22 protein-coding genes are annotated in these 20543 nt (G+C 62.3%); 9 read left to right on the top strand and 13 right to left on the bottom strand.

Annotated features, from left to right (window positions below):
- Positions 1 to 48 precede the first annotated feature (48 nt).
- Genes xseA through ESZ53_RS13310 form a run of 5 tightly spaced genes read left to right on the top strand, consistent with a single transcriptional unit; the run spans position 49 to position 4259 of the window.
- Positions 49 to 1269, top strand: a complete 1221-nt coding sequence (gene xseA, locus ESZ53_RS13330; RefSeq protein ID WP_129073269.1) for an exodeoxyribonuclease VII large subunit — start codon at positions 49 to 51, stop codon at positions 1267 to 1269.
- Between the two features lie 19 nt (positions 1270 to 1288).
- Complete coding sequence (locus ESZ53_RS13325; RefSeq protein WP_129073268.1) at positions 1289 to 1534, top strand: exodeoxyribonuclease VII small subunit; 246 nt, start codon at positions 1289 to 1291, stop codon at positions 1532 to 1534.
- Positions 1534 to 2181 carry a DUF4245 domain-containing protein gene (locus tag ESZ53_RS13320; RefSeq protein ID WP_129073267.1) on the top strand — a complete coding sequence of 216 codons (648 nt, stop codon included), beginning with the start codon at positions 1534 to 1536 and terminating at the stop codon, positions 2179 to 2181. The genes ESZ53_RS13325 and ESZ53_RS13320 overlap by 1 nt, the downstream gene beginning before the upstream one ends.
- Complete coding sequence (locus tag ESZ53_RS13315; protein WP_129073266.1) at positions 2178 to 2819, top strand: carbonic anhydrase; 642 nt, start codon at positions 2178 to 2180, stop codon at positions 2817 to 2819. The genes ESZ53_RS13320 and ESZ53_RS13315 overlap by 4 nt, the downstream gene beginning before the upstream one ends.
- A 42-nt stretch (positions 2820 to 2861) precedes the next feature.
- Positions 2862 to 4259, top strand: coding sequence for a class II fumarate hydratase (locus ESZ53_RS13310; protein WP_129073265.1), 1398 nt, complete (start codon positions 2862 to 2864; stop codon positions 4257 to 4259).
- Here ESZ53_RS13310 and ESZ53_RS13305 read toward each other — a convergent pair.
- From ESZ53_RS13305 to ESZ53_RS13295, 3 genes are all read right to left on the bottom strand, one after another.
- A complete protein-coding gene (locus ESZ53_RS13305) occupies positions 4256 to 5023 on the bottom strand; it encodes a fumarate hydratase (RefSeq protein ID WP_129073264.1) in 768 nt (255 codons plus the stop codon). The two genes, ESZ53_RS13310 and ESZ53_RS13305, sit on opposite strands and share 4 nt — an antisense overlap.
- A 73-nt stretch (positions 5024 to 5096) precedes the next feature.
- Positions 5097 to 6470 carry a PhoH family protein gene (locus ESZ53_RS13300; protein ID WP_371683538.1) on the bottom strand — a complete coding sequence of 458 codons (1374 nt, stop codon included), beginning with the start codon at positions 6468 to 6470 and terminating at the stop codon, positions 5097 to 5099.
- A gap of 210 nt (positions 6471 to 6680) precedes the next feature.
- The gene (locus ESZ53_RS13295; RefSeq protein WP_129073262.1) at positions 6681 to 7466 is read right to left on the bottom strand and encodes an isoprenyl transferase; all 786 of its coding nucleotides are present in this window, start codon (positions 7464 to 7466) and stop codon (positions 6681 to 6683) included.
- Between the two features lie 63 nt (positions 7467 to 7529).
- On the opposite strand from ESZ53_RS13295, the gene ESZ53_RS13290 reads away from it, so the two are divergent.
- Positions 7530 to 8279, top strand: coding sequence for a hemolysin III family protein (locus ESZ53_RS13290; protein ID WP_129073261.1), 750 nt, complete (start codon positions 7530 to 7532; stop codon positions 8277 to 8279).
- Here ESZ53_RS13290 and ESZ53_RS13285 read toward each other — a convergent pair.
- A complete protein-coding gene (locus ESZ53_RS13285) occupies positions 8260 to 8628 on the bottom strand; it encodes a hypothetical protein (RefSeq protein ID WP_129073260.1) in 369 nt (122 codons plus the stop codon). The two genes, ESZ53_RS13290 and ESZ53_RS13285, sit on opposite strands and share 20 nt — an antisense overlap.
- Before the next feature lie 81 nt (positions 8629 to 8709).
- Between ESZ53_RS13285 and ESZ53_RS13280 the strand changes: the two genes are divergently transcribed.
- On the top strand, positions 8710 to 9180 hold the full coding sequence (locus tag ESZ53_RS13280; RefSeq protein ID WP_129073259.1) for a DUF4307 domain-containing protein: 471 nt from the start codon (positions 8710 to 8712) through the stop codon (positions 9178 to 9180).
- Positions 9181 to 9247: 67 nt separating this feature from the next.
- A complete protein-coding gene (gene greA, locus ESZ53_RS13275; RefSeq protein ID WP_129073258.1) occupies positions 9248 to 9739 on the top strand; it encodes a transcription elongation factor GreA in 492 nt (163 codons plus the stop codon).
- A 13-nt stretch (positions 9740 to 9752) separates the two neighbouring features.
- Here greA and ilvA read toward each other — a convergent pair whose 3' ends face one another.
- The 6 genes from ilvA to ESZ53_RS13245 form a co-directional block, all read right to left on the bottom strand.
- Positions 9753 to 10991, bottom strand: coding sequence for a threonine ammonia-lyase (gene ilvA / locus ESZ53_RS13270; RefSeq protein WP_246837324.1), 1239 nt, complete (start codon positions 10989 to 10991; stop codon positions 9753 to 9755).
- Entirely contained in the window at positions 10981 to 12147 is a 1167-nt protein-coding gene (locus ESZ53_RS13265) for an AI-2E family transporter (RefSeq protein ID WP_129073257.1), read from the bottom strand. The genes ilvA and ESZ53_RS13265 overlap by 11 nt, the downstream gene beginning before the upstream one ends.
- A 64-nt stretch (positions 12148 to 12211) precedes the next feature.
- Positions 12212 to 13315 (bottom strand): ABC transporter ATP-binding protein, encoded by a 1104-nt coding sequence (locus ESZ53_RS13260; protein WP_210403807.1) that lies wholly within the window; start codon positions 13313 to 13315, stop codon positions 12212 to 12214.
- Positions 13312 to 14172: an ABC transporter permease gene (locus tag ESZ53_RS13255; RefSeq protein ID WP_371683537.1), complete on the bottom strand. Its 861-nt coding sequence runs from the start codon at positions 14170 to 14172 to the stop codon at positions 13312 to 13314. Before ESZ53_RS13255 ends, ESZ53_RS13260 begins: the two co-directional genes overlap by 4 nt.
- Positions 14169 to 15113 carry an ABC transporter permease subunit gene (locus tag ESZ53_RS13250; protein WP_129073256.1) on the bottom strand — a complete coding sequence of 315 codons (945 nt, stop codon included), beginning with the start codon at positions 15111 to 15113 and terminating at the stop codon, positions 14169 to 14171. The genes ESZ53_RS13255 and ESZ53_RS13250 overlap by 4 nt, the downstream gene beginning before the upstream one ends.
- Before the next feature lie 35 nt (positions 15114 to 15148).
- Complete coding sequence (locus ESZ53_RS13245) at positions 15149 to 16261, bottom strand: ABC transporter substrate-binding protein (RefSeq protein WP_129073255.1); 1113 nt, start codon at positions 16259 to 16261, stop codon at positions 15149 to 15151.
- Between the two features lie 205 nt (positions 16262 to 16466).
- Between ESZ53_RS13245 and ESZ53_RS13240 the strand changes: the two genes are divergently transcribed.
- The gene (locus tag ESZ53_RS13240; RefSeq protein WP_210403806.1) at positions 16467 to 17699 is read left to right on the top strand and encodes a winged helix-turn-helix domain-containing protein; all 1233 of its coding nucleotides are present in this window, start codon (positions 16467 to 16469) and stop codon (positions 17697 to 17699) included.
- A gap of 61 nt (positions 17700 to 17760) precedes the next feature.
- On the opposite strand, the gene ESZ53_RS13235 is transcribed toward ESZ53_RS13240, so the two are convergent.
- From ESZ53_RS13235 to ESZ53_RS13225, 3 genes are all read right to left on the bottom strand, one after another.
- Positions 17761 to 18645 (bottom strand): M48 family metalloprotease, encoded by an 885-nt coding sequence (locus ESZ53_RS13235; protein WP_129073254.1) that lies wholly within the window; start codon positions 18643 to 18645, stop codon positions 17761 to 17763.
- A gap of 37 nt (positions 18646 to 18682) precedes the next feature.
- A complete protein-coding gene (locus tag ESZ53_RS13230) occupies positions 18683 to 19249 on the bottom strand; it encodes a LemA family protein (RefSeq protein WP_129073253.1) in 567 nt (188 codons plus the stop codon).
- Between the two features lie 112 nt (positions 19250 to 19361).
- Positions 19362 to 20507 carry an FAD-dependent monooxygenase gene (locus tag ESZ53_RS13225; RefSeq protein WP_129073252.1) on the bottom strand — a complete coding sequence of 382 codons (1146 nt, stop codon included), beginning with the start codon at positions 20505 to 20507 and terminating at the stop codon, positions 19362 to 19364.
- Positions 20508 to 20543: the final 36 nt, after the last annotated feature.

Here is a 20543-nt window from a genome sequence, read left to right as displayed (position 1 = left end):
GTATCAGCGGCATCCTCTACCCTATAAACACAAGCTTGAGGAGGCTAGGTGACGATCACAGAGGGCCCGCCCACCGTCGATACGCCGTGGCCGGTATCGGTACTGTCGCAGAAGATTCGCGGCTGGATTGAACGACTCGGCACCGCGTGGGTCGAAGGCGAGATCACCCAGTGGGGTGGCTCGGGCGGCAACATCTACGGCAAGCTCAAAGACCTTGAAGTAGACGCCACCATCTCGTTCACCATTTGGTCGTCGGTGCGCACCAAGCTGCCCAAAGATCTCAAGCAGGGTGACCGCGTTGTTGCGCTCGTCAAGCCCAACTACTGGGTCAAGGGCGGCACGCTCACGATGCAGGTGCTCGAAATGCGCCATGTTGGCCTCGGCGACCTTCTCGAGAAGCTCGAGTTGCTGCGCCAGAAGCTGCGCGCCGAGGGTCTCTTCGAGCACAAAAAGCCGCTCCCGTTCTTGCCCAATTGCATCGGGCTAGTCACCGCCAAAGACAGCGACGCTGAGAAAGACGTCATTCGCAACGCTCAGCTGCGCTGGCCCGCCGTGAAGTTTCGCACCGCGCATGCAGCGGTGCAGGGAGAGCGTGCGGTCAATGAAGTGTCGCAGGGCATCCGCCAATTGGATGCCGACCCCGAGGTCGACGTCATTATCGTCGCCCGCGGCGGTGGTGATTTTCAGAACCTGCTCGTGTTCAGCGATGAAGCGTTAGTGCGCACGGCTGCGGCCTGCGTGACTCCGCTGGTGTCGGCGATTGGTCACGAGAACGACCGGCCGCTGCTCGATGAGGTTGCTGACTTGCGGGCATCCACCCCCACCGACGCGGCGAAGCGGGTCGTGCCGGATGTCGCAGAAGAGTTGAGTCGCGTGCAGCAAGCGCGCGCCGGAATGCGGTTGCGCATCACGCAACGCTTGAGCCATGAAGGTGATCGCCTGGAGTCGCTGCGCACGCGCCCCGTGCTGGCGAACCCGGTATCGCTCGTCGATGCGCACGCCGACGAGTTGTCACGCTATGTCTCGCGCAGCAACGAACTCATGGAACGCGCGATCGAGAAGGCTCACTTCGGCGTCACCGAACTCACGGGCCAGCTGCGTGCCCTCTCCCCGCAACGAACTTTGCAGCGCGGCTACGCGATCGCGCAGCTGCCCGACGGCACCGCAGTGCGCTCCACCGCCGACGCCCCCAATGGCACGGAGCTACTGCTCACCGTCGCCGACGGCAAGATTTCCACCACCGTCTCCGGCCAGCCGGCAGACCACTAGAGAACAGTAGAATTACATCGTGGCTACCCCCAACGAAACCCCCGTCAGCGAGCTCAGCTATGAAGAGGCTCGGGATGAACTCATCTCTGTAGTGAGCGAGCTAGAGCAGGGTTCGGCAACGCTCGAACAATCGCTCTCGTTCTGGGAACGTGGCGAGGCTCTCGCTCAGCGCTGCGAAGAGTGGCTCGTGGGTGCCCGCGCTCGCCTGGATGCCGCTCGCACCGCCGGTCTGGGTGACGACGCCGATTCGGGCGACAACCAGTAATGGCTAAGAGCACCGAACCGCGCGAAGTTGCAGGATTAGGCCGCCCCGAAACTCCCGAAGAGACCTTCGCGCGCAAGGCCGAGACCTCCCGCAAGCATCGCGCCAACCAAACGCTGCTCAATCTTGTAGGCGCCACCCTCGCCTCGCTCGTCATCGTGCTGTTCTTGGTGCTTGTTGTGGTGCGCCCGAGCACCGAGACCCCCGTCACGGCCGATTACCAACAGATCGCGGCCGATGCCCAAACCAATGCCAACGAACCACTGCTCGCGCCGGCAACGCCCGACGAGTGGTACTCAAACTCGGCACGACTCGGCACGACGTCATCCGTTCAGACCTGGTACATCGGCTTCATCACGGCGGCCACTGACTCCGCTTCCGCTCAGTTCATTGCGCTCGAGCAGGGTATCGACGCGAACCCGACCTGGCTCGGCATTGTGACGGATGGCGCTCTCGCCACGGAGACGACCACCATCGACGGCATCCAGTGGACAATTTACGATCGCCGCTCTTCCGCTGACACCGGAAACTACGCATACTCAATGTCGGCAGAGATTGCCGGCAGTACGGTCGTGCTTCACGGCACCGCTGCCGATGCAGAATTCGAACTACTCGCTGCAGCGATTGCTGCCGACTCGGAGGCGCAATGACGAACCCAACCAGAACCCCCGCCCAGGTCTGGCAAGAAATGTCGCGCGGCAACGATCGCTTCGTCGCTGGCGAGCCCGCGCACCCGCGCCAAGATGTAGAGCGTCGCACCGAGCTCGCTAATGAGCAAGCTCCTCACGCGGCACTCTTCGGCTGCAGCGACTCGCGTCTCGCCGCCGAAATCATCTTCGACAAAGGTCTCGGCGATCTCTTCGTCGTGCGTAACGCCGGCCAGGTCATTTCGAGCTCCGTTGTCGGGTCTCTCGAGTACGCCGTGAGCGTTCTCCACGTGCCACTCATTCTCGTACTGGGTCATGACGAGTGCGGCGCGGTTGCTGCTGCCATCGAATCGCAGACGGAAGACGCTCCGGCACTGCCCCCACACATCCAGTCGCTCATCTCCAAGATCGTGCCTGCCGTGCGTCGCGTCGCCGGCAGCGACACCGGTTCTGTCGAGGTGGCGAACATCAACGCCTACGACGTCGGGCGCATTCACTTGCGCGCCACCATCCTCGAACTGATGAACGCTTCTGAACTCATCAGCGACGCTGTGGCCGACGGTACGCTTGCCGTAGTAGGCGCCAACTACCGTTTGCTTGAAGGCCGGGCAGTCCCCGACCTCGTCATCGGCACGGTCTAACGCTTCCACCACGTTCGCTCGCAAACAAAGGATTACAACGCTGTGACGAGTTCCACCGAATACCGCATCGAACACGACACCATGGGCGAGGTACGCGTGCCCAAGGATGCCCTCTACGGCGCTCAGACGCAGCGTGCTGTGGAGAACTTCCCCATCTCGGGCACCGGCCTCGAGCCGGCTCAGATCGTGGCTCTGGCTCGCGTCAAGCGCGCCGCTGCGATCGCCAACAGTGAACTCGGCAAGCTCGACTCCGGGATTGCGGATGCCATCGTGGGCGCCGCCGACCAGATCATCGACGGCCAGCACCACAACCAGTTCCCCGTCGACACCTACCAGACCGGTAGCGGCACGTCGTCGAACATGAACATGAACGAAGTTCTGGCGCGACTCGCCTCCGACTCGCTCGGCAGCGCCGTTCACCCCAACGACCACGTCAACGCGTCGCAGTCGTCGAACGACGTGTTCCCCACCTCGGTGCACCTCGCCGTCACGGGCGCCCTCATCGGCGACCTCATCCCCTCGCTCGAGCACCTCGCTGCTGCCCTCGACGTGAAGGCTGAACTGTGGAAGGGCGCCGTCAAGGCTGGCCGCACCCACCTCATGGATGCCACGCCCGTCACCCTCGGCCAAGAGTTCGCCGGGTACGCCCGCCAGATTCGTCTCGGCATTGCCCGCATCCAGTCGGCTATCCCCCGCGTTGCGGAAGTTCCCCTCGGCGGCACTGCTGTGGGCACCGGAATCAACACTCCCCTCGGCTTCCCGCAGCGCGTTATCGAGATCCTTGCCGAGAATTCGGGTCTGCCGATCACCGAGGCCGAAGATCACTTCGAGGCTCAGGGTGCTCGCGACTCCCTCGTTGAGGCATCCGGTGCTCTCCGCGTGATTGCAGTCTCCGTCACCAAGATCTGCAACGACCTTCGTTGGATGGGCTCAGGCCCCAACACCGGTCTCGGCGAACTGCAGATTCCCGACCTTCAGCCCGGCTCGTCGATCATGCCCGGCAAAGTCAACCCCGTCATCCCCGAGGCCGTGCTCATGGTCTGTGCTCGCGTTATCGGTAACGATGCGACGATCGCCTGGGGCGGAGCATCCGGAGCCTTCGAGCTCAACGTTGCTATTCCCGTGATGGGAACCTCGCTGCTTGAGTCGAGCCGCTTGCTCTCCAACTCGCTGCGCGCCCTCGCCGACAAGACCGTTGACGGCCTCGAAGCGAACCTCGAGCGTGCGCTGGCTCTTGCCGAGTCGTCGCCGTCGATCGTGACCCCGCTCAACAAGATCATCGGCTACGAAGCAGCCTCGAAGATCGCCAAGCACGCTGTTGCCCAGTCCATCACCGTGCGCGAAGCAGTGATCGACCTCGGCTTTGTCGAACGTGGCGAAGTCACCATCGAACAGTTGGATGCCGCCCTCGACGTTCTGTCGATGACGACGCCTGGCTAACCTTCCGAATCAGCCATCGCGAGGGGCGTTCCGTCGAGAGATTGGACGGAACGCTCTCCGATCGGATCTTTGAGTCGTACCGGGATCAAAACTGACCCCGAGAGGTCCTCTCCCACCGGGCAGGCCTCGACATTGTCGGGCTTCGAACCATCGCTCGGAGTCGGCAAACCGTATTGCACAGCGAGTTGAACCACGTCTGGTGTCTCCACCGCGACGACGCGACGCGGGATGCACAGTAGCGGTCCACGAACGTGAATCACGACATCTGCTCGCGTGATGGTCGAGTCTGTCTCGGCCGGCTCGCTGCCGATATACCCGGGAATGCCGGTAGTGCCAAGGCGTGAAAACGGTTCCAATTCGAGCAGGTACAACGGCGGGTATTCGTCGTCGTTGACCGAAAGGTAACTCTCGATCGGCACGTCGACCAGCGAGTCGTCCACTGATTTCGCCGTCTGAAAAGTGCGGTACACGAGCAGGGGCGCTGGCGATCCCCACATGTTCTGGATATCGCTCGGGGAGCTGGATTCTTGCGGCTCATTAACCATGGTGGCCACCATGGCAATCACGATCATGGTGAGCGCCGACCCCAAAGCGAGTGCCGCCAAGATCTGGCGCGAAGCGTAAGCCGCTCCGCCCGGTTCAGCCGTGTGCGCGTTGGCTACCGACCAGGAAAAAAGACTGCGCCACTGGTTTCGGGGTGCAAAAATTGCCCAGAGGGCAGCTACCCCGAGGGGCACCGCGATAAACCACCAAACCCAGCCCACGAGAAAACCTTACGTCGCCTGAGCGCACCGCGCCGACTCCTCCGCGGCGCGCTCAGACTTTGAGAGCTAATTGTTAGGCGAGTTCGTTGCCCTCCAACAGATCAGTGACCAGAGCAGCAATGGCGGAGCGCTCAGAGCGCGTGAGGGTGATGTGGCCAAACAGGGAATGTCCCTTGAGAGTTTCAATCACCGACGCGACACCATCGTGGCGGCCCACTCGCAGGTTGTCGCGCTGCGCCACATCGTGGGTCAGAACTACTCGTGAGTTCTGGCCGATGCGGCTGAGCACTGTCAACAGCACGTTGCGTTCAAGCGACTGTGCCTCATCCACAATGACAAACGCGTCATGCAGAGAACGGCCTCGGATGTGAGTGAGCGGCAACACTTCGAGCAAGCCACGGTCGAGAACCTCTTCGAGCACATTCTCGGAGACGACAGAACCGAGGGTGTCGAAGACTGCTTGAGCCCACGGGTTCATCTTCTCTGAGGCATCCCCCGGCAAGTAGCCCAGCTCTTGGCCGCCGACCGCGTACAGCGGACGGAACACCATGATCTTGCGGTGCTGCTGCTTCTCGAGCACCGCTTCGAGGCCAGCGCACAGCGCGAGCGCCGATTTACCCGTGCCGGCACGACCGCCGAGAGACACAATGCCCAGCTCGGGGTCGAGCAGCATCTCAATCGCGAGTCGCTGTTCGGCGCTGCGACCGTGCAGCCCGAAAATGTCACGGTCGCCACGCACGAGCGCCATCTTGCCGCGGGCGGTCACCTTGGCCAGTGCCGAGCCGCGCTCAGAGTGCACCACGAGGCCGGTGTTCACGGGCAGTTCGGCGATGGCTCTGGTGTGCAATTCTTCTTTGTCGTAGAGCGTCGCCACCTGATCTCCGCTGAGCTCAATCTCAGCCTGGCCAGTCCAGCCGGAATCCACGGCCAGTTCGGCCCGATACTCCTCAGCCGCGAGACCGATGGATGCCGCCTTCACTCGAAGCGGAAGGTCCTTAGACACGACCGTGACATCCAGCCCCTCATTGGAGAGGTTGAGCGCAACGGCAAGGATTCGCGAGTCGTTATCGCCAAGCTGCAGCCCGGAGGGCAGGACCGACATGTTGGAGTGGTTGAGCTCAACGCGCAGAGTGCCTCCGGCATCGCTAACGGCGATCGGAAAGTCGAGGCGCTCGTGCTTGATGCGCAACTCGTCGAGGCTGCGCAGCGCCTGGCGGGCAAAGTAGCCGATCTCTGGGTCGTTACGCTTAGCTTCGAGTTCGGAGATCACCACCACGGGCAGAACAACATTGTGTTCGGCGAACCGCTTGATCGAGCTGGGGTCGGAGAGCAAAACTGACGTATCCAGAACGTAGGTACGTTCGGCTTGCCGCTGAGCTCGACCTCCCGCCTTCGACGTGGTGATCGTGGTCTTGGGGCTTGCTAGGTCGGCCAACGTGCACTCCATCCCCGAGTGCGAGCACTCGGATCCAGTCTGCGAAGACGGCCAGTACTTTACGAAAACGAACTTACGTGGCCGTCTCGATCAGGCGCCATACCTGATGTCTTGAACGCTAAACCTGCAGCACCTCGTGGGCGCCACGACACGCCACTAGACACCATTGCGTCACTTTCGTGGCACGCCGGTGACAGGCCAACCACGAGAAACGTGCAGAAGCTAAGCGCCGAAGCGGCGATTGCGGCGTGAGAAGTCTCGCAGTGCGCGCAAAAAGTCGACCTCGCGCAAATCGGGGCCAAGGGCCTCCATGAAATACAACTCGCTGTGCGCAGACTGCCACAGCATGAAGTCGCTAATCCGCTGCTCGCCCGAGGTACGGATGACCAGATCGGGGTCGGGCTGACCCTTCGTGTAAAGGTGCTCGCCGATGAGTTCGGGCGTAAGAAGTTCGGCGAGCGCTTCAAGGCTGTGCCCCTCCGCGCTGTGTTTGCGCACGATACGGCGCATAGCTTCGGCAATTTCGTGGCGACCGCCATAACCGATGGCGAGGTTCACGTGCAGGCCGGTGTTCGTGGCGGTGCGATCGTGAGCTGCGGTGAGCTGAGCTTTGAGTTGATCGGGGAGTCCGGCATCCGACCCCACATGCTGAACGCGCCAGTCTCTGAAGTGCGAAAGGTCTTCGGCAAGGTCACCGATGATCGTGAACAACTCGGTGAGTTCTTCCGGCGAACGCCCCGTGAGGTTGTCGGTCGAAAGCAGGTAGAGCGTTGCTACCGAGATGTCGAGATCGTCGCACCACACGAGAAACTCGCGGTATTTCGCGGCTCCGGCGCGGTGGCCGTGAGCTGCGGTCTCGAGGTCTTTCAGCTTGGCCCAACGCCTGTTGCCATCGATGATCATGGCTACGTGGCGCGGCAATTGCTGGCCCTCTAGTTGGCGACGCAGTTTCTTTTGGTACAGACCATAGAGAAAACCGCGACCGAATGGTGACTGTCGCTTACTCACGGGACTACGTTAGACCACTGCGGCGCCCAGCAAGTCAAACCTGCCCGGGCGTAAACTGTGAGGATGAACCAGAATGCTGCCGATTCAGCTGCCGCAGCGGCCGTCGAACAAGAAGATGCGTCGCGTCTGCCCGAGATTCCGCTCGTCGACGATGTGATGCTCAACGACCCTGCCGACCAGAAGCCCACGTGGCGGGGCTGGATTCACGCTGGCACGTTCCCCATCGCCATTGCCTTGGGCGTCATCCTGATAGTCATGGCCGACGGTACGGCGGCCAAGGTGAGTTCAGCCGTGTTTGTGGCGTCGTCGCTCATGCTGTTCGGAATCTCTGCGTTGTACCACCGCTTCAATTGGAGCGACAAGACGCGGATGCTGCTGAAGCGCTTCGATCACTCCAATATTTTCTTGCTTATTGCCGGTTCCTATACGCCGATCACGGTTTTGGCCCTGCCTCCTGAGAAGGCAACTCTGCTGCTCTGGCTCGTGTGGAGCGGTGCCGCTCTCGGCATCGGCTTTCGCATTTTTTGGGTGGGCGCCCCGCGCTGGCTCTACGTTCCGCTCTACGTTCTGCTGGGCTGGGCCGCGATGATGTTCGTCGTCGACTTCTTTCAAGCCAACTGGATCATGATGACGCTGATTTTGGCTGGTGGACTCTTCTACACCGTGGGGGCCGTGGTCTACGGCATGAAGCGACCCAACCCCATTCCCGGGGTCTTCGGCTTCCACGAGATTTTTCACACGCTGACGCTACTGGCGTTCCTTTGCCACTGGGTCGGCATCTTTCTCGTCGCGACTAATCCGCCCGTTGTGTAGGGGTGTCGCCGTCGCGGGCGTCGGCGCTCAGATCGGCATCAGCGTTGAGGTCGGGGTCGGCGTCGACCGCGGTACCCAGCGTGGCAGCGCTATCGGAGGCCGCAGCATCCTGCTCGGCACGAATCGTGTCTTGCGCAAGCTCGCGGTAGCGAACTCGGCGAACGCGGCGGTTCATATCAACGATGATCAGCACGGTAACGATGGCGATGAATGCGGTTGCCAAGAAGCCGACGACTCCCGGCGTGACCGAGTTGGGGTCGCCCTCGAACGCCGGGTACAGCGTCGGTTCGGGGCTCGGAGTTGCCGTCCAGAGAATCGCGCTGGTTGCGAGCGAAGTGAAAGAAATCAACTGTTGTCCTCTGGGGTGTTCACTCGATGATTTCATCACGCGAGTTTGCGAATAGCCTTGTAGTAACAAGAATACCGTCGTATGAAGGAGCCCCGCGTGCCCGAAGCATCCAGTAAGCCCGCTGGCACCGCTGACAGCGCCGCAACTGCCGGCACCGCATCCACCGACTTGGATGCCCGCTACGGTCGCAGCCCGAAAGCCAAACGCAACAATCGCATCATCGTGATTGGCGCCGCAGTGGGCTTCGTCGTGGTCTTCGCCGCGTGGCTGGTGTGGGGCGGGCTGCTCGAAGCACCTGCCCAGTTCGAGGCAAAAGACACCGGCTACGAGATCATCGATGACACCGCGATCGATGTCCGCTGGCAATTTAACGTGCCGGAGAACACGGATGCTCGCTGCGCAGTTCAGGCTCTCAACTCCACTTTCGCCATTATCGGCTGGAAGGTGGTGGATGTTCCAGGCAGCGATCAGCGCAACCGCGACTTGAGCACCACCGTGCTTACGACAGAACAAGCAGTGTCAGGCTTGATCTACCGGTGCTGGCTCACCTAGGCTGTAGCAAATCATCTCGAAACCGGTCGTCTTCGGCCGGTTTCTCTTTTGTATAGGGAGAAACACAGTGGCTGCAGATAACGACGTCACATGGTTGACCCAGGAGGCGTTCGATCGTCGCACCGCCGAACTGGAACAACTCACCGGCGAAGCACGGTATGAAATCGCGAAGAAGATTGAGGCCGCGCGCGAAGAGGGCGACCTCAAGGAGAACGGTGGCTACCACGCTGCCAAGGAAGAGCAGGGCAAGATTGAGGCCCGCATCCGCGTTCTCACGCAGCTTCTTCGTCACGCCGTCGTAGGCGATGTCACCGACGACGATGGCCTCGTGGAGCCCGGAATCTTGGTTACGGCCGAGATTATGGGCGAAGAGAGCACCTTCTTGCTCGGCAGCCGTGAGATCGTTGCCGAAGACAGCGATCTCGACGTGTACAGCGAGAAGAGCCCCCTTGGCCTAGCCATCAACGGTCTCAAGGTCGGGCAAACCAAGAAGTACACCGCGCCCAACGGCAAAGAAATCACCGTCAAGATCATTAAGATCGCGACCTACTCCGGCTAACTATCTAGCCTGGCTAGAAGTCGACCTGAGGGTCAAACCCTTCGTCCCTGAGCCGCGCGAGTACTGACTCCGCGTGCTCGGGGCCTCGGGTCTCAATGTGCAGTTCGAGCTGAACTTGGCTGAACTGCACTTTGCTGTTGTGCCGCGAGTGCAGCACCTCGACAACGTTGGCGCTCGCCTCCGCCACGAGGGCTGAGATACGCGCGAGCTGACCGGGGCGGTCAGGCAGCGGAATGCGCAGACGCAGGTAGCGTTCGGATGCCGAAAGGCCGTGACTGATGATGCGTTCCATCATCATGGGGTCGATATTGCCGCCGCTGAGCACCACGACAGTGTTGCCGCTCGGAGCGATAGCACCCGCGAGGATAGCGGCGACTCCGACGGCACCGGCAGGCTCTACGACCTGCTTGGCACGCTCGAGAAGAACGAGCACCGCGTAGGCGATCTGGTCGTCGGAGACCGTGATGACTTCATCCACAAGATCACGGACCATGCTGAAGTTGAGCACGCCGGGGCGGCTGACGGCGATACCGTCAGCGATCGTGGGGGTGGTTCGAACTTCGACAATTTCACCCTTGTCGAGCGAAGGACGGTAGGCGGAGGCGTTGGCGGCCTGGACACCAATGACGCGCACGTTGCGCCCTTCGAGACGGGCACGCTGCTTGATCGCGCCGGCTACCCCGGAAACGAGTCCGCCGCCACCGATCGGCACAATGATGGTGTCGACCTGCGGTACCTGATCAAACACTTCGAGCGCCAGAGTGCCTTGGCCAGCCACCACGTCTTCGTGATCGAAGGGATGAATCAGCACAGCGCCAGTTTCTTCAGCGAAGCGAGCGGCCGCGCGCAGCGGCTCCTCGACCGTGTGGCCGCGCAAAATGACCTCAGCCCCGTAGTCCCGCGTGGCCTGCAGCTTGGGCAGGGGCACGCCTACGGGCATGAAGATGGTCGACTTGATGCCCAGCTCACGAGCCGCAAAAGCGACGCCCTGAGCATGGTTTCCCGCCGAGGCGGCCACCACTCCCCGCGCTTTCTCTTCGGCGGTGAGACCGGCAAGACGGTTGTACGCACCGCGCAGCTTAAACGAGCCCGTGCGCTGAAGGTTTTCGCACTTCAGGAAGACCGAGGAACCTAAGATTTCCGCGAGAAAACGCGAGGTCTGCATGGGGGTGACATCGGCCACTTCGGCCACCCGAACGCGTGCTGCTTCGTAGTCAGCGAGCGTGGGGCCGGGCATCCGGTTATTTACCATTTCCGAGCACATCCGAGATCGTAGGGCGACCCTGAACTCGCCAGTTGCCACTGGCGATGTATTTGGTCATGACATTGACGACAGCGACGAGAGGCACCGCAAAGAGTGCACCGGGGATGCCCGCCACGAAGGACCCGGCGGCCACCGCAAAGACGACAGCGAGCGGATGAACCTTCACGGCCTGCCCCATCACGAGGGGCTGCAAAATGTGGCCCTCAAGCTGCTGCACCAGCAAGACGATTCCCAACATGATGACGGCGGGGAGCGGGCCCAAGAAGACGAGCGCGATGAAGATCGCGAGCGCGCCGGTAACCAGAGCACCGACGACGGGGATAAACGATCCCAAAAACACTGCGACGGCGATGGGGATGACCAGCGGGAAGCCGCCGTAGAACAACCCGAGGATCCAGGCACCAACACCGATTCCGACGGCGTCAACGGCGGCAACGAAGATTTGCACCTTGACGAAGGTCGTCAGGGTGAGCCAGCCGGCAACACCCGCGCCATCGACCGCGGTGCGCGCGCGGCGTGGGAACAGTCGAACGGTCCAGGCCCAAATGCCCTTGCCGTCGATCAGCACGAAGATCGTGGCGAACAGACTCAACAGCGCGCCGGTCAGAACATGACCAGCGGTGGAACCCACCGAGAGGATGCCCGAGACAAGGGCTTCGGAATCCCGCTGCACGACATCCACGATCTCAGAGAGGTAGCCGTCAAGGTCGGCATCGCTGAGCTGCAGCGGAGAACTGCGCAAGAACTCCCGCAGGTTCTCGTAGGCGGCCGCCGACTGAATCTGCAGTGAGGGCAATCCCGCGCGCACTTGGCCAACGACGACCACGACGAGGCCACTGACGACAGCGAAAAAGGCGACGAGTACAACGGTGACGGCAAGCCAGCGTGGCCATTTCATCCGCACTAAGAAGCCGACCACGGGAACGAGCAGCGCCCCGATCAGGATCGCGATCAGGAACGGGATCACGATGTACTTGAGGGTGATCACCAGGTAGATCAGCACGGCAACCACACCGAGAACCACGAGCATGCGCCACGAGTAGGCAGCAGCTATCGAAAGCCCGGCGGGAACCTCAGCGGCGTCTGTTGTGCTGGCGCGTGACTGGACCCGACTGTTTGATTTATCCCGTCGACCGAATACCACGTGCCTATCTTAGTTGTGCTGGAGTGTGCACTTGATGCGCTGGAAATGCCACGAGCGCTGGCCGCTATTTCTTCGCCTTGGGCGGTAGCGCGCTCACCGGGGCACCCTTCAGGCGCACTGTGACAGCTTCACCGGGCAGCGGATGCCGTTCCACTTCGTGCTGGATCGCGACGACGGTGCCGTCGTCGAGTCGCACGCGCGTGCGGCGCAGGGAGCCCAAGAAGCTCGACGAGATAACCGTGCCGGCGATGCCCTCGGTGGAGAGGGCGATGTCCTCCGGGCGAACGAGCGCCAGGACGGGGCCGTCGGGCATGGGATCGCCGAGAAGGTCAAGGGTGCAGCCGTGGAGGTGCACCTTGCCGTCGATCAGCTCGGCGGGCATCCGGTTACTGAGGCCAACGAAGTCGGCGACGAAAGCGTTGGCGGGGGTCGCGTAGAGCTCTTCTGGCGTGCCGATTTGCTCGATGCGACCGTCGCGCATGACGGCGACACGATCGGCCACCGCAAGCGCCTCTTCTTGGTCGTGCGTGACGAAGACGGTCGTGATCCCGAGTTCTGTTTGCAGACGACGGATCTCTTCGCGCAGTTGCACTCGCACCTTGGCATCGAGGGCGCTGAGCGGCTCATCGAGCAGAAGTACGCGGGGGCGTGTGACCAGGGCGCGGGCGAGAGCTACGCGTTGCTGCTGACCGCCCGAGAGCTGGTGAGCGAAGCGTTCGCTGTGCTTCGTGAGGCCGACCATCTCCAAGGTTTCGAGGGCACGTTCGCGGCGGCGAGCGGCGGCGACCTTGCGCATTTTGAGACCGAATTCCACGTTCTCGAGCACCGTCATGTGCGGGAAGAGCGAGTAGGCCTGAAAGACCATTCCGATGTCGCGCTTGTTGGTGGGAGTGTCCGCGACATCCACACCGTCAATCAGGATGCCACCACTGTCGATGCTCTCGAGCCCCGAGATCGTGCGGAGCGCTGTTGTCTTGCCGCAGCCCGAGGGGCCGAGCAGGGCCACGAGTTCGCCGGGGGCGACTTCGAGATCGATGCTGTTGAGGGCGGTGTGCCCGGCGAAGGCCTTGACGACCGCGCTGAGTTGAACCGTCGCTCCCGTGGGCGGTGCGGTGTTGGCAGGATCGGACGTTGGCGTGGGGCCCGTCAGGGTAAACGTGGCGGTCATGATTTTCTCCTAGAGGGCGAAGCTGTGCCAAGGCGGCCAATGATCAGCAGCAAGACGAAAGCGAGAACAAGGGCGGCGAGCGCGAAAATCACGGCTACCCACGGGTCGGACTGTGACACCTGCAGCAGCGCGGTTTGCAGGTTGCGGCGGTTGAGCAGGCTCGCGATGGTGAACTCCCCCAACACAACGGCGATCGAGATGAAGGATGCCGCGAGCACTCCGCGACGCAGGTTGGGCAGCAAGATTGTCCACAGCACGGTCAGCCAGCCAGCGCCGAGGGTGTTCGCCGCTTCGCTGAGGGTCTTCACCGGGATCGCGTCGAGGTTGCCCTGTATGGCGCGATAGGCATACGGCAGCACGGTGATGCCGTAGGCGAAGGCGAGAGTCCAGGTGGAGCCGCCAAGCACTTGTACGACCACCGAGTAGACCGGCGCGAGCCCCACAACCAGCACGATGGCGGGCACCGTGATCGGGATGATGCAGATGAACTCGAGCGTGCGCTTGAGCCGCGGAAACTGCAGATGCACGAGCACCATCGTCGGCAGCAGAAGCACGAGCACGATGCCCACGGTAACGGCGGCGAGCACAAGCGAGTTCTCGATCGCTTGGTATAGACCGCGGTAGGTGCGGGCACTGTCTTCGCTGAAGAGTCCCGTCCAGTGACTCGTCGTGTAGTCGCCGGCCAGCCCGTTGCGGAAGGTGAACTCGATCATCGCAATGATCGGGATCAGGAAGATCGCGCCGATGATGCCGAGGATGAGGCGGCGGACGAGGGGGCTCGGTTCGGCCCCGATGCGCACGGCCTGGTTCGCGGTCTTCGCGCGCGAGCTCAGCGGCGCGGCCACGTCGGCGGTCACTTCTGCCACCGCGAGGTGCGGGACTGCAGCACCGAGTACGCCCACATGACGACGACCATGACCACGATCATCCCGAGCGCTAAGGCACCCGCCATGTTCTCGCGGCCGAGCACGGTTTCGCTCACGAGGGCAGCCCGGATCTGCAGGGGCACGATTTGCGAACCCTGGCTGATGAGGGCGGCAGCCGTGGCGAACGACGAGAAGGCGTTGGCGAAGAGCAACAGTAGCGAGCCGAGGAACGCCGGGGCGAGCACGGGAGCCGCAATGTGGCGCCAGTACGCGAAGCGACTACCGCCGAGCGTGGCGCTGGCCTCAGCCCATTGCGGGCGCAGCGCCGTGAGGGCGGGCAAGAACGTGATCACCATGAGGGGAACCTGAAAGTAGACGTAGGGAAGGATGAGGCCGGGCACCTGATAGAGCCACACGCCATCCGCAAAAATGTCAATGCCGAAGGTGTCGCGCAGGATGACCGTGACGAGACCCTGCACGCCGATCGTCGCGATGAAGGCGAACGCCAGCATCACACCGCCGAACTGGGCGAGCACGCTGGCTGCAGACTCGATGATCGTGCGCAGCAGGCCGCCAACCTTGGTGCCGAGCATCGCGTAGCAAATGAGAGCGCCGACGACGGCACCGATGACAGCGGTGACCCCGGAGAGCCAGAAAGAACTGCCAAAGGTGGCGAGGATGGTCGGGGTGAACAGCCCCGTCACGTTGTCGAACGTCAGCGAACCGTCGTCGGAGAAGAAGCCCGTGACCACCGCAAGGATGGTCGGCAGGGCGAGAAAGATTAGAACGTAGGCCGCGAACGGCGTCAGCCCCGCATAAGCGAGGCGACGACGTCGGTTCGACGGCTTCTTGGCCGGGGCCACGCGAGGATGGTGCCGAGCGGTGAGCTCGACACCATCCTGAGCGGGCGCTGGCGCGGTGGCTAGCGACACGATGTATTAGCTAAGAGTGCTCGAGGGAATCAGCGTTAGCCGATTGCCACAGTCCACTTTTCAGCCAGGATCTCTGCGTTCTTCTCGGCCTGCTCCGGGGTGGGCGTGACGAGTTCACCCTCGAGAGCGCCGAGGGCGTCGAGTGCTGCGGTGTCGACCGTTCCGGCATCCTGCAGTGCCTGAATCGTGACCGGGTACGCGCCGCCGACGATGAAGAGGTTCTGCGCTTCAGGGCTGTAGAGGAATTCTTGCCAGAGACGAGCAGCAGCCGGGTGCGGAGCATCCACGCTGATGGCCTGGTTGTAGAAGCTCGTGTAGACGGCGCCGGGAAGAGTCGTTACCTTCCAGCCATCAACCGTTGCTGCCGCAGCGAGGTTGTTGTAGCTCCAGTCGAAGGCAACCTTGGTCTCGCCGGCAGCAATGGTCGCTCCCGTGACGTTGACCGGGATGAAGTTGCCAGCGGCGTTGAGCTCGTTGAAGAACTCGATACCGGGAGTGAAGTCGTCGAGCGTTCCGCCGCGGTGAACCGTGGCGAGTCCGAGAGCAGCGAACGCGGCTCCGGCCTGCGTGGGGTCGCCGTTCAGCGCTACAGCGCCGCGGTACTCCGGCTTGAGCAGGTCGTCGAGGCTCGTAGGCTCGGGAACCGAGTTGGAGTCATAGCCAATCGACATGCTGCCGGTGTAATCGTTGTACCAGAGGCCGGTTGCTTCCTTATTGTCAGCGGGAATCTCATCCCAGTTGGCGACCATGTAGGGAGCAAAGTAGTCGAGGCTGTCGAGCGCAACAGCAGTTCCGAGGTCGAAGACGTCAGGCGCGGTGTCTTGGCCCTTGAGGTTGTCCGCAGCAGCGATTTCTTCGGCGCTGGAAACGTCGGGGTCAGCGGAGTTGACGATGATGTCGTACTTCTCTTCGAAGAGAGCCTTGATCTCGCCGTAGTTTGCCCAGTTGTCGGGCAACGCGATGACGTTGAGTTCGCCCTCAGCCTGAGCGGCTGCAATAAGAGCGTCCATTCCGCCAAAGTCTTCGGCGGTGGTGGCGGTCGATGCGTCAACATCGCCTGCTGCTGCCTCGGTGGTGCTGCAACCACTGAGTGAGATCGCCGATGCTGCAACGAGTGCAACGACGGCGAGGGTGCGCTTAGTGAACAAGACTTCCTCCAAAGACCACCTCGGCCGCCCGCGCTGTGTGCGGGCAGAGGGTACCGAAACGATCTGGAGTTGACGGTACGCAGCAGGAGGCGTCGCTCCCTGTCATCCGGGTAAACGAACCGTGAACGACACAAACACAGTGGGTCTCGAGTTTCCCTCAGCACGGCCGCTGTGGATGTCGCCGCCGCTCGGTAGAGTCAGTTGCGTGGCCGATTCCCTCTCTGCAGAGCAAGCGCGCCGAGTGCTGCTCGCTGCCCAGGGCTTCGGGCGCGGCACCGCGACCGCGGCCAGCCCCGCGGGCACGCGCCAGCTCAACCTGCTGTTCGACCGCCTCCGGCTGCTGCAACTCGACTCGGTGAACGTGTTCGAGCGCAGTCACTACCAGCCAGTGTTCGCCCGCCTCGGGCACTACGACAAAGCAGCGCTCGATGCCCTGACGTTCCGCAAGCCAACGCCGCGCAGCCCCGGCCGGTATGTCGAGTATTGGGCTCACGAAGCCGCGCTCATTCCGCTCGAGTCGTGGCCACTGTGGCGCTGGAAGATGGACTCGCTGCGCCAACGCGACGCCCAGCGCTACGAATGGGTGCGCAACAACCAGCCCATGCTGCAGTGGCTACGTGAAGAACTTGCCAACACCGGCCCCGTCACCGCCCGCGAGATTGAGCACGACGCCAACCGTCGCACCGGCCCCTGGTGGGGCTGGTCTGATGTGAAGCAAGGGCTGGAGATGCTGTTCCGCTGGGGCGATGTCGTCACCGCCGGCCGCACCCGCTTCGAACGCACCTACGCGCTCACGGAACACGTTGTTCCGGCCGAGCTGCGCGAACGCGAAGTGAGCCGCGCCGACGCGCATCGGGCCCTGGTTGCTGAATCGGCACGGGCGCTGGGCGTGGGCACGGCATCCGACCTCGCCGACTACTTTCGCCTCAAAGGTGTCGACGTGCGCCCCGCCATCGACGAACTCGTGGATGCTGGCGAGCTCGTTCCCGTGATCGTACGCGGCTGGGACCAGCCCGCGTGGCTACACCGGGAGGCGCGAATCCCCCGCCGCATCGACCACGTCGCACTGCTCTCGCCCTTCGACCCCGTGGTCTGGGACCGCAAGCGTGCCGAGCGCATGTTCGGGTTCCACTACCGCATCGAGATTTACACGCCCGAACCGAAACGTCAGTTCGGCTACTACTCGCTGCCCGTACTTGTGGATGACGCGCTCGTCGGCCGCATCGACCTCAAGACCGATCGGCACGCGGGTGTGCTCCGTGTGCAATCCGCCTGGCACGAAGCCGGGCTCGACGCCCTGCCCGGAGGCACCGGAGCCCTCGCCGAACGAATCGTGCCGACCCTGCGCGAGATCGCACGCTGGCAAGGTATGGGCGAGATCAGCGTGACCGGCCGTGGCACCCTCTCCCCCGCCATCGAGGCCGAGCTGCAGCGCTGACTCGCAGCCAGCGCGCGTTAGCGAACCGCACAGTCACTGCACGGCAGAGCTGCAGCGTTAGCTAGAAACCGCCGCCGATTTTGCTCAACCGCTCCACGCGCGACGCGATCGGCGGGTGAGTGCTGAACAGACGATCCATGATGCCGGGCTTCGTCGGATCAGAAATCCACATGTGAGCCATGGTGGAGTTCTGCTTCACCATCGGGCGACCGTAGTCGCCCAGCTTCTGCAAGGCGCTCGCCAACGCATCCGGATGACGCGTCGTGAGCGCCCCCGTTGCATCGGCCAGATATTCACGCTGACGAGAGATAGACGCCTGCACGACCGCGGCGACCAGCGGCGAAATGAGTAGAGCGGCCAAACCGATCACGATCATGATCGGGTTGCTGTTCTGGTTATTGCCGCGGCCACCGAACAGGGTGAAGCGCAGCGCGATATCCGAGATGAAACCAACCGCAACGACGAGACCGAACACGATCATCGACACGCGGATGTCGTAGTTGCGCACGTGACCGAGCTCATGCGCCATGACGCCCTCAAGTTCGGCATCCGTCATGATGTCGAGCAGACCGGTTGTTGCCGCCACAATCGCGTGCTCCGGATCCCGCCCAGTAGCGAACGCGTTCGGTGCCGGATCGTGCACGATGTACACCTTTGGCATCGGCGTACCGGTCGTGATCGACAGGTTTTCGACGATGCGATACAGCCGCGGGTTGTCGGCCTTCTGAATCTCGACCGCGCCACTCATCGCGACAGCTTGACTGCCCGCTGCAAAGTATTGGATGAGGGTGAAGACTCCCGCACCAATGATCGTGCCGATCGTGATCGTCATCGGATCGCCACCCATCAGAAAGCTCAGCGCAAAGCCGAGGAACCCAATAAGGATGACGAACAGAATGATGATCAGAACAGTGTTGCGCTTATTTTTCGCTATCGCGCGATACATCTAGACATCCTGGTCACGCCGTTAGAAAGACGAAGAATTAGAACTGAACGCGAGGGGGCTCTGCGATGGAAGCGGCATCCGCAACCTCGAAGAATTCGCGCTCGTGGAAACCAAGGTTTCGAGCGAACAACGTGTTCGGGAAGATCTTGATCTTGGTGTTGAGCTCGCGCACACCACCGTTGTAGAAGCGGCGGCTGGCCTGAATCTTGTCTTCCGTGTCGACAAGTTCGCCCTGAAGCTGCAGGAAGTTCTGGCTAGCTTGCAGCTGCGGGTACGCCTCAGCAACCGCGAAGATGCTCTTGAGGGCCGATTGCATGTGGTTTTCAGCAGCGGCAGCATCGACGGGGCCTTGAGCGTTCAGCGTCTCAGCGCGAGCCTTGGTAACCGACTCGAAGACGCCCTTTTCGTGAGCTGCATAGCCCTTGACCGCCTCGATGAGGTTCGGCAGCAGATCGGCACGACGCTTGAGCTGCACCGTAATGTCGCTCCACGCCTCGTCAACACGAACGTTGAGCGTAACGAGCGCGTTGTACGTCGTCCACAGGTAGATGCCGACAATGACTGCGAGCAGAACGATGACGCCGATTACGATCAGGAATTCCATGCTTCAACTATAGAACGCGCTGCTGTGCCTCCACCGAGAAAAAGAGCCGCTCGCGGCCCCCAATCACGGGTCGACAACTGCCGCGAAATGCGGGCACGAGAGAGCGAATCGCTCACTGATTCAGTGCTTTTGTCCCCGTGACAGACGACGTAACGAACTTGCCAATGACCGGCGTCGTGAGAAGCGCGAGCCCCACGCGACGCTTCCACAACTGAAACGTGGTGTGCGGCAGAAAGCCGTTCGCGGCACGACGACCAGCGGCCTGCTTATCGGCGACCACCGGCATCCACTCTTCTTCGTATTCGGCGAAAGCCGCACTCGGTTCGCGATCGCCCGAAACTTTCTCGGCCAACAGCAGCCCGCCGGCAATCGCCAAGGATGCACCCTGCCCGGCGAGCAGTGACACCGCCTGACAGGCATCCCCCGCGAAGACGACTCGACCGCGGCTCCACACCGGTAACTCGATCTGTGCAACCTGGTCGTAGTAAATCTTGGCCGGCTCCGGGCACTTCGCTAACGCTTCAGCCACGTCGTCGCCCATGCCCGCATAGGCGGCCTGAATGGCCTCGCGGGTGTTAGCGGGCAGCACGGTGTCCTCGACACGGTGCGCGGCGAAGAGCGCTACCCGGCCGTCGTGCAGACCGTAAAGCCCGACCATGCGGTCCAGCTCGTCAGTAGAAATCAGGCTGTCGCCAAGCTTGGCGTGCAACGTCGGTGAATCGAACGTGTAGGCGCAGGTGTGCATGCCGAGTTGACGGTCGAACGCCGCCGAATCGCCAAAGATGCTGTAACGAACAGCCGAATGGATGCCGTCGGCCGCGACCACGATGTCGCCCGAAATGCGCGTGCCATCGGCCAATACCGCCGTGACGTAGTCGGTGCGATCTTCCACCGCGGTGACCGCACTGCCGAACCGCACATCGACGGAGTCGGGCAGAGCTTCGAAGAGTGTCAACTCGAGGTCTTGACGCATGAGACTCAGGAGCTTGCCACCCTCATTGGCGGCGACCACTCCATAATCGAGCGACTGGCTACGACCGTTGGGGCGCACAAAGCGCGCCTCGGTGATCGAGTAGCTCAGCTCGCGCAAACGCTCCAGAATGCCCATCTTTTCGGCGGCGTCATAGCCGGGTCCGAAGAAGTCGATCATGTAGCCCTGCGTGCGACGTTCGGGCGCAGCCTCGAGCAGCGTGACCTCCCAGCCGCGCTCGGCCAATTGACCGGCGACCGTGAGCCCCGAAATTCCTGCTCCACACACAATGGCTTTGATAATCGTGCCCTCTCGCTACTTGTA

This window comes from Salinibacterium sp. UTAS2018 (genome assembly GCF_004118935.1).
Lineage (GTDB): Bacteria > Actinomycetota > Actinomycetes > Actinomycetales > Microbacteriaceae > Rhodoglobus.
The sequence above is the reverse complement of the archived record's forward strand: the minus strand, read 5'-3'. Positions and strand labels throughout refer to the sequence as shown.